This window comes from Microcystis sp. LE19-10.1B (assembly GCF_027530565.1).
GTDB lineage: Bacteria > Cyanobacteriota > Cyanobacteriia > Cyanobacteriales > Microcystaceae > Microcystis > Microcystis aeruginosa.
On sequence record NZ_JAPZQM010000544.1, the window covers coordinates 15,241 to 31,425 of the forward strand.

Below are 16,185 nucleotides of genomic sequence, written 5' to 3' on the forward strand. Positions count from 1 at the left end.
TAATTGCTGATTGTCGGTATTTCTGCAAATGTGAGATGCACCCCATTTCTGTTTTGTCACACCGAAGTCTGAGGCTGATAGCTTGACCCTATAATAATTAGGAATATGTAACTCAATCCATTGACTTTATGACCTTGCCTCTCGATGTTCCCACGGCGATCAATCAACGTCGTTCTATTAAAAATTTTACCACCGATCCGATCGCCCCAGAACTGCTGAAAACCCTAGTAGAATTAACCGTTGCCGCACCTAGTAGTTTCAACATCCAAGATTGGCGAATTATTTTAGTACAAGATGAGGCACAAAAGGCCGCTTTAGCCGAGGCCGCTTGGGGACAAAAGCAAATTATCCAAGCGCCGGTTACTTTTGTTTTCGCTGCCGATGCTGCCGCAGGAGGAGGAGATCTAACTCCTATCTATGAACAGGCTCTCAGTACAGGTGCCTGGAACGAAGGCACGGTAAAATATTTTCAACAGGCAATCCCGGGATTTCACCAGGATTTGGGCGAAAAAACCCGGGAATACGCGATTAAAGATGCCATGATCGCCGCTACTCATCTGGTTTTGGCTGCCGAAAGTCTCGGTTTATCTAGTTGTTTTCTCAACGGTTGGATCGAGGACAAGGTAAAAGCTGTCATTGGTGCTGCCGATCATCCCCATCTGGCGATCGCTGTTGTCGTTCCCATCGGTTACGCGGCGGAACCACGGCTTAATCCGGGGCGTTTACCCTTAGATTACAATGTTTTTGTGGATCGCTTGGGTAATCCCTATCAAATCTAAACTTTAGCGATGACTTTCTCTCCCTCAGCTTGGTTAACGCCCTTTTTTAACACTCCCCTTTGGCGCGCTGGGGGTGTGTCGATCACTCTTGGTTGGACTATTGGTATTCTTGTACTGTTTATTCTTGTCACCTGTCTGACGATCGCTTTTAAAAGTTTACTAAAAAATCGTCTGCTGAAAAGTATCGGTTTTGATGAAGGTAATCGAGAAGCGATCGCAACTCTGGCTAGTTTTGCTTTTGGGGCTTTTGGTTATATTATCGCCCTACAATTGACTGGATTCAATCTCGCTTCGATCGCTGTTTTAGCCGGTGGTTTGGGGGTGGGTATCGGTTTCGGTTTGCAGGAGTTAACCAAAAATCTCACCAGTGGTTTAACTTTGTTGGTGGAACGCAAGTTAAAAGTGGGCGATTTTATCGAATTTGAGCAAACAAAGGGTTATATCCAGGAAATATCGATTCGTTCCACCACCATTCGCACTGTGGATGGTGCAGAGTTAATCGTTCCTAACACAATCTTAACTAGCAATCGCGTCCAGAATTGGCATTATCCCGACTCGCGCATTCGAGTCATTGTGCCAGTGGGAGTTGCCTACGGTACAGATCCTTTGATAGTGACGGAAATTCTGCTGCAATCAGCCTATATGTCGGTAGAAATTGCCTTTAATCCGCTTCCCAAGGTGATTTTTAACGGTTTTGGTGATAGTGCTTTAAATTTTGAGTTGTGGGTATGGGTGGAAAAAGTCGAACGGGCCGTTTTTATGAGAAGTTCCCTACACTTCATTATCGAGCATAATCTGCGTCATCGGGGCATAACGATTCCTTTTCCCCAGCGAGAGTTATGGTTGCATAATACCGACAGTTTTGAGGCAGTTAAGGAACAGGATCAGGAGATAGTTAAACCTTCAAAACCGCTATCGTTAAAAGAAATGTTATTGGAGGTGAGTTACTTTAAACATTTTAACGATCTGCAATTGCGTGTATTAATTGAAATGGGTTGTCGTAAACATCTCCAGGACGGGGATATTTTAATTAGACAGGGAGAAAGAACTAATTATTTCTGTATTGTTTTGCAGGGACAAATGGATGCTTTTTATGAAAACGATAAAATCAGTCGTAAAATTTTTACTTTTAATAAAGGTCAATATTTTGGGGAATTACCGTTAATATTAGAGGTTCCCTATCCCACCACTATGCAAGCAGTGGGGGAAACCTTGTTATTTTTGCTCGATCGTCAGGGGTTTCAGCATCTTATCACTACTTATCCGGCTCTAGCGGAGGAATTCACTCAGGCACTCACCCAACGTCAAGAGGAATTGCGCGAATGTCAGCAGAAATTGCGAGAAATGGGGCTTTTAGACTCGGAAGACCTGAAAAATCCCGTCTCTTGGCTGCGACAACGGTTAAAGAGCTTTTTTGCGACTTAAAAGGGAATGACAACAGATTTACAGCCTTTTTTCTCTAGCAGTTATCTTAATGATGAGGTACGAAGCTGAGAATAGGGAGTCGCTACCTGCGGACAACTGATCAGATATCCCTGTTGTTTTCAGGGATGAGAAGATGTGGACTTCCAAACCCCCTCATACTCCCAGTCAAACCAAAATTTAAGTTATACTTCATCTATTTTAGCTTTTAATAGCAGGCTAGGGAAAAATCCTAAAATCCGAAAGAATAACCGATTTTTAACTTTAATTGACTTTGATCATTGCCATTAGTGGCAATATATCCCTCGATACCCCAATCGATCACACCTTGGCGATTAATTTGCTGACCAATTCCCATACCAGTGCGAATTAAAACCCCACCATTACTATTATCGCTGGTAATTACGCCCAATTCTGCTAAAAAAGTGCGATCAAAACGTTTCGGATAACCAATTGGTCGCGAGTAACCGAGAATTGCTGCCGGTAAAAAAGATTGATCGCCGTCATCGGGGTCAGTGTTTATGTTTAAATCGAGATTAAGATGCACGCGATGGAATTGACCAACAGTTTTACTGGCAATTCCCCGCAGACGAAAATCTAATCCCCTAGCATTATTTCCCGTCGGTAATCCTAAATCGGTACGAATGGCAAAAGCGGGAACATTATCGTATTCACGATTGAAATTATAGAAAAAACCTACAGATAAATTTCCCACATCAAAATCCGTATCATCACTATTAACTCGACCTCCCACCTGCGGATCGATGCCGATAATAATATGACCATTGCGAATAATACCGTTGAGGTATTCAAGATCAAAATCACCCCCGAGATTACTATTTTCAGGAAAGACTAGACTTCCTCCAAATTCTATCGATTGTTCCCCAAAACCAAGACTCTCAGCATCATCAAAAGAAAGGGGACGACTAGAATCAAGATTTAACTCACCATGGTCATGAATTACTAAACATTCGCGGATCTCTTGCAGACTTAAACCCAAAGATTGTAATCTTTTGACAAACAGCAAGCGATGGACAGTATCGGGAGTAAATAGGCGAAATTGTCCCTCTGTCCTCTCAGGGGACTGAATTAGTCCTAATTCCTCGTAATAACGAATCGTTTTAATTGAAACACCACTTTCTAGGGAAAGTTGACCGATTTTGAGCATTATTTTTGCTCCTTAATCCTATCGTTACCCTATTATAAAATCTCCCCCTGACTGGAGAATCAAGGGGGGGGAAAGAAATATTTTTTTAACTGACTTTACACTCAACTCCAAAACCGACCAAGAGAACTTTTTCCAAGGGTTCCCCCTCCTTGGGACGTTGATAGTTAATAATTTTGCGAATTCGCAGGTCTGGATTGATTAAAGTAATTGAATCCACGGAAACACTGCGAGTATAATTGGTGGTCATTAATAACTCTCTGGTAGTGGAATCAAAGCGAAAAGCGGAGATAATTGGTCTTGCTTCTTCGTAGGCGCGATCACGAAGATAATCCCCTTCTAAATAACCGTTATTTTCTGCTTTAACCACAAATAAAAGATTAAGATTTTGTCGCACTTCTTCCCCTTTTTCCGAGATGGTATAGAAACCTAAATTAAACCCGGGGATACTTTCTAAATCCGCAATATCAGGATAGTTATTATCTGTCAGAACTTTCTGTTTAATCTCCCTAGTCAGGGGTTGAATGAGGAATTCAGTACGGGAACGTTCCACTTCTTGATCGGCTAGATAATGATAGGTTCTTTCCGTTTGCCAACTACCGACACAATAGGCAAAAAATTGCTGAAAAACTTCGGTATTCATAGACTTCATTCTCCTCTTGTCAGTATTTTAATTTTGAGTTATTTTATCAGTAACTTGTTCCCGATTTTCAAAACCATAACAATCTCGAACCAGATAAAGTGGTCGGCCCTTTACTTCCTCATAAACCCTGCCAATATATTCGCCAATAATACCAAGAGTCAGTAATTGAATTCCTCCTAAAAATAAGATAGCAACCATCAGAGAAGCGTACCCGGGTACATCGATTCCTAAAATGATAGTCCTAAGAATTAAAAAACTAGCATAAACAAGACTAACAAGTGCAATGATAAATCCTACATAGGTCCAGACTTTCAGAGGTAAAAAACTAAAAGAGGTAATACCATCGATGGCAAAATTCCATAATTTCCAGTAATTCCATTTAGTTTGTCCTTGATACCGGGGTTCTCGATCGAATAAAATTGATGTCTGTTTATATCCCACCCAAGCAAATATTCCTTTCATAAATCTTTGACGTTCGGGCATCTTTTTAATTGATTCTACCACTCGGCGATCAATCAAGCGAAAATCTCCCGTATTAGGGGGAATAGGAACCCGACTTAATTTATTAATGACTTGATAGAAACCTTCTGCGGTGAAACGTTTCAACCAACTTTCGCCAATTCTAACCCGACGGGACGCATAAACCACATCATAACCCTGCTGCCATTTTTCGATCATTTCGGCAATTAATTCGGGGGGATCTTGTAAATCAGCATCAATAGGAATGACTGCCATTCCTTGACTGTAATCAATTCCTGCTGACATGGCAATATCTTTACCAAAATTCCGGGATAAATTAACCACTTTAATTTGTGGGTAACGTTGATGATATTCCAGGAGATTTTTGAGAGTATTGTCACGACTACCATCATTGACGCAAACGATCTCATAACTGGTATTTAGTGCCTCTAAAACCGCTAAAAGTCGCCTAAAGAGAGCATCGATGTTTTCTTCTTCGTTATAAAGAGGAACAACAACAGATATTTTCACGGGTATTTGATTTGATAGCATATTAATTTACAAAAAAATTAGAGAAATTTTCTAACAAATGTCAGCAATCAAAACTTGTTCGTACTTAGCTGCCGCTTGCTGCCAAGTATAATTATCTTCGATTAATTTGCGAGCATTTCTAGATAATTTTTCTCGCAACTCTGCCGATTCAAAAAGACTACTAACCGCCGTACAATATTCCTCAATACTATTAGCCCTTAAGGCTGCTAAAGGAACATTATTTCCTTCAACTGTTAATCCTTCTAAACCTCGATCGCTGGCTACCACTGGCACCCCCGCAGCCATAGATTCTAGGGTTTTAAACTTCATTCCAAAACCTGTTCTTAGGGGAATAACTGCCACAGTTGCCTGATGAAGATAGGTAGTCATTGATGGTACTCGTCCCGTCACAATTACTCCTTTTAACTTAGTTAATTCTTGCACTTCTAGGGATGGATTAGCACCGACTAGAGTTAAAGTAGTCTCGGGATAAGTAATTTGAATACGAGGTAAAATTTCCCTAGCTAAAAAACAGGCCGCATCGATATTAACCCAATAATCTAACCCACCGATAAAAACTAAATTATGTCCAGCAGGCTCCTCGGGACGATAGGGAAATAAATCTAAATCGACTGCATTAGGAATTAAATAAATCTCTCCATTGGGGGCAAATTCTTCCATTTGTTTTTGATCATCATCGGTAGTGACGACAATTTTTGAGAATTTCTGCACAGTTTTTTGTTCGTAGCGACCCATGAGAGGAAGGTAGAGACGATCCCGTAATTCTTGACTAGAAACCCCAATTTCTAATTGACTTTTGCAGGTTTGATAGAGGGAACTATGCACATCAATTACTGTCCTAATTTGCTGTTGCCATTGGGGACGAATATAAATTTCATTAACACTATGTTCACTGGTAATTACTGAGAATTTTTGACTATTAACTGCCCTATCTATCCAGTTCTGCATCTCTTGAGAATAGCCAAAAAGTACATTGGGAGGGGTTCCCGTTTGCAGGAATTGAGCTAATCTTTGCAGTTTAGCAATTATTCCAGTTTTGGCATCTCGAGGACGGGGAAAAACTACCAATTCACTAACAAAGTTACCTAACTTTTCTACCTCCTCATCGCTGACATCAGCAGTACGCTGAACGATGAGAGTAATATCATGATTTTTGCTGAGATACTTGAGTAAATTAAAAGTTCTGCCCTGAGTTCCCCCTCTGGTTGGTGGATAGGGGAAGGCGGAACTAATCATTAAGATATTCATAGCTATTCCTCTAAACGATTTTCTACCATCATGCGGACAATATCGGTCATTTTGTATCGTGCTTGCCAACCTAATTTTTCCTTAGCTTTGTTGGGATTGCCGCGACTAATGGCTAAATCTGTTGGTCTTAATAAACTTTGATCGGAAATTACATGATCTGGCCAATTTAAGCCCACAGTAGCAAAAGCTGTGGCGACAAAATCCTCCAGTTTTGAACTTTCTCCCGTGGCAATGACGTAATCATCGGGTTGCTCCTGTTGCAGCATTAAATACATCGCTTCAACGTACTCCGGTGCCCAACCCCAATCCCTTTGAATATCCATATTTCCTAAGTGTAAAGTCTCGATACTTCCCCGGGCAATTTTAGCCACGGCAGCGATAATTTTTTGGGTAACAAAGCGCTCGGGACGCAGGGGAGATTCATGATTGAAAAGTATGCCTGAACAGGCAAAAATTCCGTAGGCTTCTCGATAATTAGCCACTTCCCAAAAAGCCGCCGATTTGGCCACAGCGTAGGGACTGCGAGGACGAAAAGGGGTATTTTCGTCGGCAGAATTATCGCCGATATCCCCGAAACATTCACTCGATCCTGCATTATATAATTTAATTTTTGCTCCGGTAAATCGAATTGCTTCTAAGAGATTTAAGGTTCCCGTGGCAATACTTTCTAAGGTTTCCACCGGCTGCTCGAAGGATAAACCCACAGAACTTTGTCCAGCCAAATTATAGACCTCATCGGGCTGAATTTTAATTAAGACTTGTAGGACACTGCGAAAGTCGTTCAGTGCCATCGATTCTAGTTTTACCTGTTCCTTGATTCCCAAACGTTTCAGGTTACTAAAAGAGGACATTTGGGCATCCCGGGAGGTGCCACAAACTGTATAGCCAGCTTTTAACAGTAATTCGGCTAGGTAGGCTCCATCCTGGCCCGATATACCACAAATTAACGCTTTTTTACCCATTTATTTACAATAATTTACTTTTGAGGGGTTAACATCGCCTTGGCGGCCTCGCTTAAATAACCGATTTGTCCGTAGGCATAGAGAAGATTCTCAAACCTTTTAGCGGGATCATTGATAAATTTGACAGATTTAACCAATCCTCTCACCAAACGCTCACCTCCTCGCCTAAATTGAGCCAATCCCGTTCTTCCTGCCACTTCTTCCCGGTAGTGTTCGCTGATGCCTTGCCACCAACTACGACGCATAAACCATTGACGATTGATTCTTTCCGGGGCAACATTGTGTTCCACCAATGCTGCGGGAAAATAGCCTACTTGCCATCCCTGGGCGAGTGCTAGTTCTGTAGTGTATAATTCCTCGTTAGAAAGAAGTTTTTTACCAATTCTTCCCAAATTAGGGTCAAAACCGCCAATCTTCTCCCAGAAATCTCGCCGGATTGAGTAATTAACCCCTCGCGGAGTTAAATCCGCTTGGCTGATGTATACCACATTGTCGCCCAAATCGAAAGCCCCTAAACCCGCTGCTAACTCATCGGATAACCAATTGGGTTGACTGTAGCCTTGCGGCCAAATTAAGGTGACTTTTCCCCCCGCTACTGCCAGTTTGTCGTTATTTTCGTAGGCATTTAACAGAATTTGCAACCATTGAGGACTAGCGATCGCATCGTCATCCAAATAGGCTAAAATCGGCGCTCTAGTTTCCTTCGCCCCGCGATTTCTGGCGGTAGATAGCCCTAAAATAGGTTCGTAAACGTATTTTAGCCGCCCATCTCCCAGACGCGACTGGGCCACTTGACGGGTTTTATCGGTAGATGCGTTATCAACCACTAAAATCTCACAATCTGGGCAGGTTTGCCCTAAAAGACTATCGATCGCTCCTTCTAGGTAGTGATCGCGGTTGTGGGTACAGATAATCCCTGCTATTTTAGGAGCCATGGCTATCAAGGTTACTCATTCAATACCCTAAAACTTAACATTCCTTTGCAAAAATGTAAAAATACTTTTTTAACCTGGAGACAGGAGACAGGAGACTCCGAGACTCCGAGATTGCTTTTTACTTATAGCGTTTCTCGTAAAGATGAAGTATAACCTAATTTGGTATTGACGACCGACTCCCCAAAAGGAAAACTTCCTATCTCACCATGAAGATAACTGCTATAACACTCTCCACTCGACCAATCTAAAACCTAATTTGTTAAGCTAAAAGCTTTGATGTACTTAGTTTATAACCTTCTTTTTAGGTAGGAGAATTGCCAGATACTGTCTTGTGCCTTTTGCCTGTTGCCTCTTGCCTTCAGAAGCTGATTACTGATTACTGATTACTGATTACTGAAAATATTATGCCGAAAGTAACTGTTTGTATTCCCACCTATAACCGCGCCGATTATCTCAGCTATTCGATTAATAGTGTCTTGCGGCAGACTTATGAAGATTTTGAGTTAATTGTTTGTGATGATGGTTCTTCTGATCATACCCCAGAAGTGGTGGCAGCATTTCAGGATTCGAGAATAATTTATCTGCGTCATCCCCAAAATCTTGGTAGAAGTTTAAATATGCGATCGGGTTTTACGGCTGCTCGGGGAGAATATTTTATTAAATTCGATGATGACGATGGACTAACTCCTGAATTTTTAGCGAAAACTGTCCCTATTTTAGATCAAGAAAAAAACGTTGATTTTGTCTGTACAGATCACTGGATTATTGATAGATTTGGACAAAGAGTTGCATCAGCAACAAAAAAAAATTCAGCGAAATGGGGCAAAGATAGATTACAACAAGGGATTATTCCTGATTTAGAAAGACAAACTTTTTCCTGTAAAAGTTTACAGGTGGGTTCGACTCTTTTTCGTTATCAATCTTTAGCCGATGTGGATTATATGCGCCCTCAGGCGGATGGTTGTGAAGATTTTGATTTATTAGTGCGTTTAGCTTTAGCGGGAAAACAAGCTTATTTTCTGCCAGAATTATTAATGGAATATCGTTTCCATGGGGGGCAAACTAGCTTAAAACAAGCGGTTCACTTTTTGCAAGCAAACTTGTTTTGTACAGAAGGTTATCACTTTAATGATGTAAAATTAGAAGAAGAAAGAGTGAAAAGGACGGCTTTTTTACAGGAATGTTTGGGGATAAAATTAATTGAAAAGGGAGAAACCGAAGCCGGGCGAGTTTTAATAGAAAAAGCCTCGAAATTGTCAGGAAAATCCCGACGGGCCAGACTGGGTTTACTGCTTTCCTATTTACCTCTAAACTTGAGACAATTGGCTTTTCAAGGTTTCCGTCAACTACGTCCCAAAGATTACGCCGAACAGGTGAGAGCCGTGTAAACGATAACTTATAAGTAGGTAGGTGTTAAAAATTGTCAGACACCCCCCTTATCAAGGGGGGATTAAGGGGGTATCGAAGGCAAAATCTATCTTCTATTTAATTAGAACCACTTACTTAGCAGTTATCTTAATGGTGACAAGATAGGAAGTTTTCCTTTTGGGGAGTGGGTCGTCGATACCAAATTAGGTTACACTTCATCTTTGTGGGAAAAGCCGCCAGTTTTTTAATTTAACTATCTATGGATACTATTCACGTTACAGGAATTCGGGCCTACGGTTACACAGGATATCTGGCCGAAGAACAGGTTTTAGGTCAATGGTTTGAGGTGGATTTATCCCTAGAAGTTGATATCAGCATTGCTGGCAAAAGTGACGCGATTGAAGATACTCTAGATTATCGACAGGCGATCAAAATTGTCAAACACCAGATTGAAACCGGCAAATTTGCCCTAGTGGAAAAATTGGCCACGGTTATCGCTGAGGATATCCTAGAACTCGATCGAGTGCGACAGGTAAGAGTACAATTATCGAAACCTGCCGCCCCAATTCCCCATTTCACCGGTAAAATCACCATCGATATTACTAGATCCCGTTGAGTTTACGGGTATTATCGACTAAACTTCGCGCAAAAGCGTCAAAACGTTGGGAAAGCTTCTCGTCAAGGATTTTTCCGTCTTCGTTGAAGACTTTCCACGCTTGTCCTAAGCTAATTTGTTCGGGAATTACCCAAGCATGAACCCAACGGAGAATGATTCTTAAGTCATTTAGGGCGTTACTATTGGATTGGCCGCCTAAAACACTGATTAATCCAGCAACCTTTCCCGATAACTCCTCAAAACTCATTAAATCTAGGGCATTCTTCATCACACCACTGACACTGCCATGATACTCCGGTGTCGCCAAAATTAATCCCGCTGCCGATTTAACCGTTTGCTGCATTTTGGCCACATCGGGATAGTCAGAATAGTCATCTCCCCCGTTACAGAAGGGTAAAGAGAGTTTTCTCAGGTCAATTATCTCCGTTTCTACTCCTAACGCCTGTACTCGACTGATAGCAACTTCTAACGCCATCGCACTATAGGATCCTGGGCGTAAACTGCCATTAATACCAACAATTTTGATCATAGAACTTATACAAACTCATAACGACTACATATAAGCTAACAAAAAAAGAGACAATTGGGGAAGCTTAGTTAAAAAAATATGTCGATGGGGCGGAGGGGGCGATCGATCTAAGTTTTAATAGGAGTAGAAAGAAAGATTTATTCCATTTCCCCTCATTGCCATGCCAGAATTTCTCGATTTTCTCAAACATAAATATGCCTATGTGGCTATTGGTGAATTTAAACCGGGGTGTTTTTCCGAAGCCCAAAAACTCTACGAAAAAGCCGTTTCCACCTATTCCACGGGATTCCAGGGAGCTTTTCTGTTGCAAAAACCCGGAACCGACGAAGGAATTGCCGTGATCATCTGGGATAAAATCGATGATATGGAGGCAAATAAAAGCGAAGCCCACGAATTATTGCTGAAATCCATGGCTCCTCTGTTTGCGAAACCGCCTGTCACCGATTTTTATGAAGTATGTAGCGAGATAGAAGGTTCCCCCATTTAGGGATAATGTTTCTTTTCGGTGGCGATTAATTTGGCGGCTAAAACCCCGCCTAGGAAACCAAATAAATGTCCTTGCCAAGAAATCCCCGGACGGGAAGGCAAAACGCCCCAAATTGTGCCACCGTAGAGTAAGAAGACTAGAATTGACAAGAGTATAGAAGGAATATTTCTCTGGAAATAGCCCCGCAGTAATAAAAAACCTAAATAGCCAAAAATCAAGATACTTGCTCCGATATGGATGGATCCGGGAGCAGCAAATAACCAGACTCCTAACCCCCCCACCAGCATAGTTAACCCAGTCACAATAAAAAAGTCACTGGTTTCCTGTAACATCACCAACCAACCAAGAATCAGGAAAGGAACGGTATTAGCGATAAGATGGGGAAAGTCACCGTGTAGGAAAGGTGCGAAAAGAATACCCCGCAATCCGATGACTTGATGCGGAATAATCCCGAAAATGTCTAAACTGCCCCGAAAAACAAATTGATCTAAAATCTCTAACAGCCAAAAAATCGCCACAAAGGTAGCGAGGATTATTGCTTGGGTTTTTATTTCTTGCCGAGATCCTTGACTCATAAGATTGATGGATGAGTTATTTTTTCCCATTATAGCCCCCCACATCAGTTATCAGTTATCAGTTATCAGTTATCAGTGATTCAGTTACCAGTGATTCAGTTACCAGTTAAGTAGGTGGGTGGAATTAAATATAAGATGAACGTAGGTTGGGTTGAAGCATGAAACCCAACGCCCGATTGTGTTACGCTACCGCTAACCCATCCTACAAATAATTTTGCCTCCCTACTTATCAGGTGTGAGTTATCAGTTTACTGTTTACTGTTTGCTGCGGGACAAAGAGGGGCTAATTGACAGGAAAAACAAGCGGGATTTCTTGCTTTACAAACTGCCCGGCCGTGGTAAATAATACTAATAGAAAAAGTTTCCCAATCTGGTTGAGGTAGTAAAGCCATTAAATCCCGTTCAATTTTCACTGGATCGTTATTAGTAGTTAAACCCAAACGATTACTTAAGCGCTTAACGTGGGTATCTACTGTCACCCCCTCAATAATCCCGTAAGCGTGAGCAAGTACCACATTAGCCGTTTTTCTAGCTACCCCGGGTAACGTTAATAATTCCGCCATTGTCTTGGGTACTTCCCCCTGAAAATCCTTGAGGATTTTTTGACAAGCACCCTGAATATTTTTAGCTTTATTGCGATAGAATCCCGTGGAACGAATGAGAGTTTCTAACTCCTCTCGCTCGGCAAAAGCTAAGGATTTAGCATCGGGAAAACGAGCGAATAAAGCAGGAGTTACCTTATTTACCCGCTCATCAGTGCATTGTGCCGAGAGAATCACTGCCACCAATAACTGCACGGGAGTTTGATAATTTAAGCTACAGGTTGCCTCTGGATATAATCGCTTTAAGTTGCTTAAAATTTCTAGGGCGCGCAGTTGAGGTTCAGTTTTTTTTCGAGAGTCCATCACTGGAATAAATCCTGAAAAACTGCTAGGTTAGCCGTGTCGCGCACGATTAAGAAAACTCCTAATCCTAAGAGTAAAACTAGACCTGTTTGCATGATGTTATCTTGCAGTTTAGTCGGGAGAGGTTTACCTACCAAAGCCTCGATTAATAAAAATACCAACTGACCACCATCAAGAGCAGGTAAAGGCAGAATATTAATCACCGCTAAGTTAATACTAATTAGGGCGGCAAATTGAAAAAGATTACCCGCATCATTACGAGCGATTGCGGCTCCGTATTCGACAATTTTAACCGGTCCTGCTACCTGTTGAACACTGTCTTTAAAGTTACTAACTAACTGCCCAAAACCTTGCACGGTTAATAGGGTTAATCGTTGAAATTCACCCGCACCTAAGCTAAAAGCTTGGCCAAAACTATCGGCTTTCAGGCGAGTTTCTTGACCGTTGGGAGCCAATCTAACCCCAATTTTACCCTGACCATCACTTCCCAATTCAGGAGTAACAATTAAATCGAGAGTTTCTGTCGGGCGTTTGATGGTTAATTTTAGGGGTTGATTGGGGGAAGATTGAATAATGTCACGGAAGTCAATAATGGCATTTTGAGAAGCACCAAGGGGCTGATCATTGATAGCGAGGACGATATCACCCGCTTGTATTCCCGCTTGTTTAGCGACGGAATTTTCAGCCGTAAAAACCTCTGGAATAATTACCCCTTCTTGATAGTTAATTTGGGGAAAACCCACCGTAGCGACTTGGGTAACAAGCAAAAAATAGGCAAAAATTAAATTAGCAATTACTCCCGCACTAATGACGATAGCTCGATCGAAAACAGGACGATTGCGTAATAAATCAGGATCGTTATTGGGAATTTGACTATCGGGATCGTCATCGGGAAAACCAACGTAACCCCCTAAAGGAATGGCGCGGAGGGCGTATTCCGTTTCTTTACCTTGATATTTAGCTAAAGCTGGACCAAAACCGATGGAAAAGCGATTAACATGGATAGATTGCCAACGAGCAGCGGCAAAATGACCCAATTCGTGAACGACAATTAATAGGGCAAGTACACCGATCGCTATTAAAACTGACATGATGATCAAATTATAATGACTTAGCTTTTGTTTATTGTAAGCGATCCTCTTGGACAGATTTCAAAAAATCTGGAGTTATCGCTAATTTTTCGATCATTTATGATAGAAGTGATCTTAACTGCCTAATCTGACCTAACGGAGAGCGATCGATGCCTTTGAGTGAGCGCACCCAGCAATTGATCCCAAAAGCGAGAATCATCAGTTTCGCTAATTGGCCCTATCAGCAATCAGCGATCGCTATTTGGCAACAAGCGGATGATCAAACTTGCTATCTCAGCGATAGCGATTTAGATACTATCGTCAATTTAGAGCCTGATTTACTTGTTTATAGTCAACAAGCTCGAAAACTGCGGGATAATTCTAATAGTATCGTTGATAACGATCGGGCGATTATTTCGGGGTTAGAAGCTTTAAAATAATACAGCTTAGAGTATTTTAGCGACTCAGAAAAAAACGCAATTACTTCCTATTTCGATCATTTAATTACGGTTATGAAAAAGTTTTAAAACCGAGGCATTTAATCTGTGTTAAAATAATCAAGTCAACAGTTGAAAATGCCGCTCACCGAGGTTAAAACCCCGTTGAAACTCTCAAATCATCGGCGCAGGTGAGCCTCTTGGGATCAGCAAAAACCTTGAGCGAGTACCTAGCGGGTCGAGGCAGTTTATAAAAGTAAGGGAGATTAAACCTCTTGCATAATTAGTTTTGAGGGTTCAAAAACGGCACAAATAACGATTAAATTGTATAAAATCTGTAAATAGACTATTTAATTGATTATTATTCATTCTTAATTCTCCTAGCTACTGATTCCTAACCCTAACAACAATTTTTGATTTTTACAGGAGGTCTATTCTATGGATGCCAAAGCGAAATTATTAGAATTGATCGCTGGTAGAAATCGCGGACTCCTGGCGACAGAAAGCGACCGCGTGCGGATTTTAGCGGCGATCGAACAATTGGAGGATCACAATCCCCATCCCCATCCCCTCGAAGTTAAACAACTATTAGGGGGCAATTGGCGTTTGCTATTCACCAGCAGCCGCAACATTCTGGGAATAGATCGCCTACCTTTTTTTCAATTAGGGCAAATTTATCAATATCTCGACCTGAACAAGGCCAAACTCTACAATATCGCCGAAATTATCGGACTACCTTGGCTAGAAGGGGTAGTAATCGTCTCCGCTACCTTTGAACCCACATCCGAGCGCCGGGTAATGGTCAAATTTGAGCGCTCGATCCTCGGTCTGCAACGTCTTCTCAATTATCATTCTCCCCAAGAATTTATCGATGCGATCGAGAGTGGCAAAAAATTTCCTCCCCTCGATTTTTCTTTCAATAATCGCCAACAAACAGGTTGGCTCGATATCACCTATCTCGATGAAGATCTCCGCATCGGCCGCGGCAGCGAGGGCAGCGTCTTTATTCTCGCTAAGGAAAAAACCTAACTTACAGAGCTATTCAGGAGACTCCGAGACTCCGAGACAGCTTTTATGTATTCTCCCCACTACCCCACTACCCCACTACCCCACCTCCCCACTACCCCACACCCGACACCCCACTACCCCACTACCCCACCTCCCCACTTGCTCCCCCAGATGAATGCCCCGATCGGTTAGAATCAAAATATGGGAAAAAAATTATTTATTTTCGGGAACCTTTACTGAATTCTCCCGTCCTCAAGCTCTGAGTGAGGAGTTTATATCCTTAGAGGAAATCCCATGAGTCAATCGATTCCAGCATCTTGGTCACTTGAGGCCAAAAAGTCTCAAAACCCCGTGTCCCCTGACAAACTCTCCAACTACGATCTAATTGCACGCTGTCAGGAAGGGTGCCAGCCCGATCGAGCAGCTTTTGCGGAACTGCTGCGGCGCTATCAAGCTCATATTGATAAATTACTCTATCATTTGGCTCCCGATTGGCAAGATCGCGCTGATTTGGCTCAAGAGGTCTGGATTCGCGTCTATCGCAATATTAACCGTCTCCATGAACCCCTCAAGTTCCGCGGTTGGTTAAGTCGCATTGCCACTAATCTTTTTTACGACGAATTGCGGAAACGCAAGCGGGTTAATCACCCCATTTCCCTCGATGCTCCCCGGCGCGTGGAAGATGGCGAAATCGATTGGGATATCGAGTCCGATTACCCCAGTCCCGATGAACATCTCACCACCCACGAATTCTACGATCAATTACAGGCGGCGATCGCTGATTTACCAGAAGCTTTTCGGACAACTATTATTCTGCGAGAAATTGAAGGCATGGCCTACGAAGAAATTGCCGAGATGACGGGAGTTTCTTTAGGAACTGTTAAATCCCGCATTGCTCGCGCTCGCGCTAAATTACAATCTGTTTTACAGCCCTATTTTACGGAAGGCTAAATAAAATTGTGGTGATTCGGCACTAACGGCCGAAGTGAGGAGTCGTTAAATTTAACTAGCTCCGTGCTGGTGAA

At 42.1% G+C, this 16,185-nt stretch carries 19 protein-coding genes; 9 read left to right on the forward strand and 10 right to left on the reverse strand.

All coding sequences use genetic code 11. The features are described from left to right. Positions 1-128: 128 nt before the first annotated feature. On the forward strand, positions 129-779 hold the full coding sequence (locus tag O9332_RS19585) for a nitroreductase family protein (protein WP_002759814.1): 651 nt from the start codon (positions 129-131) through the stop codon (positions 777-779). A 9-nt stretch (positions 780-788) separates the two neighbouring features. Beyond that, entirely contained in the window at positions 789-2,204 is a 1,416-nt protein-coding gene (locus tag O9332_RS19590; RefSeq protein ID WP_288027012.1) for a mechanosensitive ion channel domain-containing protein, read from the forward strand. Between the two features lie 229 nt (positions 2,205-2,433). On the opposite strand, the gene O9332_RS19595 is transcribed toward O9332_RS19590, so the two are convergent. The 6 genes from O9332_RS19595 to O9332_RS19620 form a co-directional block, all read right to left on the reverse strand. Beyond that, on the reverse strand, positions 2,434-3,369 hold the full coding sequence (locus O9332_RS19595) for a MerR family transcriptional regulator (RefSeq protein WP_002759811.1): 936 nt from the start codon (positions 3,367-3,369) through the stop codon (positions 2,434-2,436). An 85-nt stretch (positions 3,370-3,454) separates the two neighbouring features. Next, on the reverse strand, positions 3,455-4,009 hold the full coding sequence (locus O9332_RS19600; protein WP_002759809.1) for a phycobiliprotein lyase: 555 nt from the start codon (positions 4,007-4,009) through the stop codon (positions 3,455-3,457). A gap of 27 nt (positions 4,010-4,036) precedes the next feature. Then, on the reverse strand, positions 4,037-5,020 hold the full coding sequence (locus tag O9332_RS19605; protein ID WP_002759808.1) for a glycosyltransferase family 2 protein: 984 nt from the start codon (positions 5,018-5,020) through the stop codon (positions 4,037-4,039). A gap of 30 nt (positions 5,021-5,050) precedes the next feature. Continuing rightward, on the reverse strand, positions 5,051-6,268 hold the full coding sequence (locus O9332_RS19610; RefSeq protein ID WP_002759807.1) for a glycosyltransferase family 4 protein: 1,218 nt from the start codon (positions 6,266-6,268) through the stop codon (positions 5,051-5,053). A gap of 2 nt (positions 6,269-6,270) precedes the next feature. Further along, on the reverse strand, positions 6,271-7,230 hold the full coding sequence (locus O9332_RS19615) for a GDP-mannose 4,6-dehydratase (RefSeq protein WP_002759805.1): 960 nt from the start codon (positions 7,228-7,230) through the stop codon (positions 6,271-6,273). Positions 7,231-7,244: 14 nt separating this feature from the next. Continuing rightward, on the reverse strand, positions 7,245-8,165 hold the full coding sequence (locus O9332_RS19620; protein WP_043999111.1) for a glycosyltransferase family 2 protein: 921 nt from the start codon (positions 8,163-8,165) through the stop codon (positions 7,245-7,247). 404 nt (positions 8,166-8,569) lie between these two features. Here O9332_RS19620 and O9332_RS19625 point away from each other — a divergent pair, with 404 nt between their 5' ends. Together O9332_RS19625 and folB are read left to right on the forward strand one after the other, a co-directional pair. Further along, on the forward strand, positions 8,570-9,553 hold the full coding sequence (locus tag O9332_RS19625) for a glycosyltransferase family 2 protein (RefSeq protein WP_002759797.1): 984 nt from the start codon (positions 8,570-8,572) through the stop codon (positions 9,551-9,553). Between the two features lie 239 nt (positions 9,554-9,792). Further along, the gene (gene folB / locus O9332_RS19630) at positions 9,793-10,149 is read left to right on the forward strand and encodes a dihydroneopterin aldolase (protein ID WP_002759795.1); all 357 of its coding nucleotides are present in this window, start codon (positions 9,793-9,795) and stop codon (positions 10,147-10,149) included. Here folB and O9332_RS19635 read toward each other — a convergent pair. Beyond that, positions 10,136-10,678 (reverse strand): NADPH-dependent FMN reductase, encoded by a 543-nt coding sequence (locus O9332_RS19635; RefSeq protein ID WP_002759793.1) that lies wholly within the window; start codon positions 10,676-10,678, stop codon positions 10,136-10,138. The genes folB and O9332_RS19635 overlap by 14 nt on opposite strands. Before the next feature lie 160 nt (positions 10,679-10,838). Here O9332_RS19635 and O9332_RS19640 point away from each other — a divergent pair, with 160 nt between their 5' ends. Beyond that, positions 10,839-11,165: an antibiotic biosynthesis monooxygenase family protein gene (locus O9332_RS19640; RefSeq protein WP_002759792.1), complete on the forward strand. Its 327-nt coding sequence runs from the start codon at positions 10,839-10,841 to the stop codon at positions 11,163-11,165. On the opposite strand, the gene O9332_RS19645 is transcribed toward O9332_RS19640, so the two are convergent. From O9332_RS19645 to rseP, 3 genes are all read right to left on the reverse strand, one after another. After that, a complete protein-coding gene (locus O9332_RS19645; RefSeq protein WP_002759790.1) occupies positions 11,162-11,770 on the reverse strand; it encodes a rhomboid family intramembrane serine protease in 609 nt (202 codons plus the stop codon). The genes O9332_RS19640 and O9332_RS19645 overlap by 4 nt on opposite strands. A gap of 218 nt (positions 11,771-11,988) precedes the next feature. Then, positions 11,989-12,645: an endonuclease III gene (gene nth, locus O9332_RS19650; protein WP_002759789.1), complete on the reverse strand. Its 657-nt coding sequence runs from the start codon at positions 12,643-12,645 to the stop codon at positions 11,989-11,991. Further along, a complete protein-coding gene (gene rseP, locus O9332_RS19655; RefSeq protein WP_002759781.1) occupies positions 12,645-13,736 on the reverse strand; it encodes an RIP metalloprotease RseP in 1,092 nt (363 codons plus the stop codon). Before rseP ends, nth begins: the two co-directional genes overlap by 1 nt. A gap of 149 nt (positions 13,737-13,885) precedes the next feature. On the opposite strand from rseP, the gene O9332_RS19660 reads away from it, so the two are divergent. The 4 genes from O9332_RS19660 to O9332_RS19675 all read left to right on the forward strand — a co-directional run bounded on the left by O9332_RS19660 (position 13,886) and on the right by O9332_RS19675 (position 16,111). Beyond that, positions 13,886-14,155, forward strand: coding sequence for a globin family protein (locus tag O9332_RS19660; RefSeq protein ID WP_002759779.1), 270 nt, complete (start codon positions 13,886-13,888; stop codon positions 14,153-14,155). Positions 14,156-14,590: 435 nt separating this feature from the next. Then, positions 14,591-15,181: a PAP/fibrillin family protein gene (locus O9332_RS19665; RefSeq protein WP_002759778.1), complete on the forward strand. Its 591-nt coding sequence runs from the start codon at positions 14,591-14,593 to the stop codon at positions 15,179-15,181. A gap of 45 nt (positions 15,182-15,226) precedes the next feature. Further along, positions 15,227-15,352, forward strand: a complete 126-nt coding sequence (locus O9332_RS19670) for a hypothetical protein (RefSeq protein ID WP_288027017.1) — start codon at positions 15,227-15,229, stop codon at positions 15,350-15,352. 102 nt (positions 15,353-15,454) lie between these two features. Further along, positions 15,455-16,111, forward strand: a complete 657-nt coding sequence (locus O9332_RS19675) for a sigma-70 family RNA polymerase sigma factor (protein WP_002759776.1) — start codon at positions 15,455-15,457, stop codon at positions 16,109-16,111. Positions 16,112-16,185: the final 74 nt, after the last annotated feature.

What these genes read in the sequence shown, in the direction of transcription:
- O9332_RS19610 (WP_002759807.1), bottom strand. Translation starts at nt 6,268, where the DNA reads ATGAATATCTTAATGATTAGTTCCGCCTTCCCCTATCCACCAACCAGA.
- nth (WP_002759789.1), bottom strand. Translation starts at nt 12,645, where the DNA reads ATGGACTCTCGAAAAAAAACTGAACCTCAACTGCGCGCCCTAGAAATT.
- O9332_RS19595 (WP_002759811.1), bottom strand. Translation starts at nt 3,369, where the DNA reads ATGCTCAAAATCGGTCAACTTTCCCTAGAAAGTGGTGTTTCAATTAAA.
- O9332_RS19665 (WP_002759778.1), top strand. Translation starts at nt 14,591, where the DNA reads ATGGATGCCAAAGCGAAATTATTAGAATTGATCGCTGGTAGAAATCGC.
- rseP (WP_002759781.1), bottom strand. Translation starts at nt 13,736, where the DNA reads ATGTCAGTTTTAATAGCGATCGGTGTACTTGCCCTATTAATTGTCGTT.
- O9332_RS19675 (WP_002759776.1), top strand. Translation starts at nt 15,455, where the DNA reads ATGAGTCAATCGATTCCAGCATCTTGGTCACTTGAGGCCAAAAAGTCT.
- O9332_RS19605 (WP_002759808.1), bottom strand. Translation starts at nt 5,020, where the DNA reads ATGCTATCAAATCAAATACCCGTGAAAATATCTGTTGTTGTTCCTCTT.
- O9332_RS19590 (WP_288027012.1), top strand. Translation starts at nt 789, where the DNA reads ATGACTTTCTCTCCCTCAGCTTGGTTAACGCCCTTTTTTAACACTCCC.
- O9332_RS19645 (WP_002759790.1), bottom strand. Translation starts at nt 11,770, where the DNA reads ATGGGAAAAAATAACTCATCCATCAATCTTATGAGTCAAGGATCTCGG.
- O9332_RS19640 (WP_002759792.1), top strand. Translation starts at nt 10,839, where the DNA reads ATGCCAGAATTTCTCGATTTTCTCAAACATAAATATGCCTATGTGGCT.
- folB (WP_002759795.1), top strand. Translation starts at nt 9,793, where the DNA reads ATGGATACTATTCACGTTACAGGAATTCGGGCCTACGGTTACACAGGA.
- O9332_RS19670 (WP_288027017.1), top strand. Translation starts at nt 15,227, where the DNA reads ATGTATTCTCCCCACTACCCCACTACCCCACTACCCCACCTCCCCACT.
- O9332_RS19660 (WP_002759779.1), top strand. Translation starts at nt 13,886, where the DNA reads ATGCCTTTGAGTGAGCGCACCCAGCAATTGATCCCAAAAGCGAGAATC.
- O9332_RS19635 (WP_002759793.1), bottom strand. Translation starts at nt 10,678, where the DNA reads ATGATCAAAATTGTTGGTATTAATGGCAGTTTACGCCCAGGATCCTAT.
- O9332_RS19620 (WP_043999111.1), bottom strand. Translation starts at nt 8,165, where the DNA reads ATGGCTCCTAAAATAGCAGGGATTATCTGTACCCACAACCGCGATCAC.
- O9332_RS19600 (WP_002759809.1), bottom strand. Translation starts at nt 4,009, where the DNA reads ATGAATACCGAAGTTTTTCAGCAATTTTTTGCCTATTGTGTCGGTAGT.
- O9332_RS19625 (WP_002759797.1), top strand. Translation starts at nt 8,570, where the DNA reads ATGCCGAAAGTAACTGTTTGTATTCCCACCTATAACCGCGCCGATTAT.
- O9332_RS19615 (WP_002759805.1), bottom strand. Translation starts at nt 7,230, where the DNA reads ATGGGTAAAAAAGCGTTAATTTGTGGTATATCGGGCCAGGATGGAGCC.
- O9332_RS19585 (WP_002759814.1), top strand. Translation starts at nt 129, where the DNA reads ATGACCTTGCCTCTCGATGTTCCCACGGCGATCAATCAACGTCGTTCT.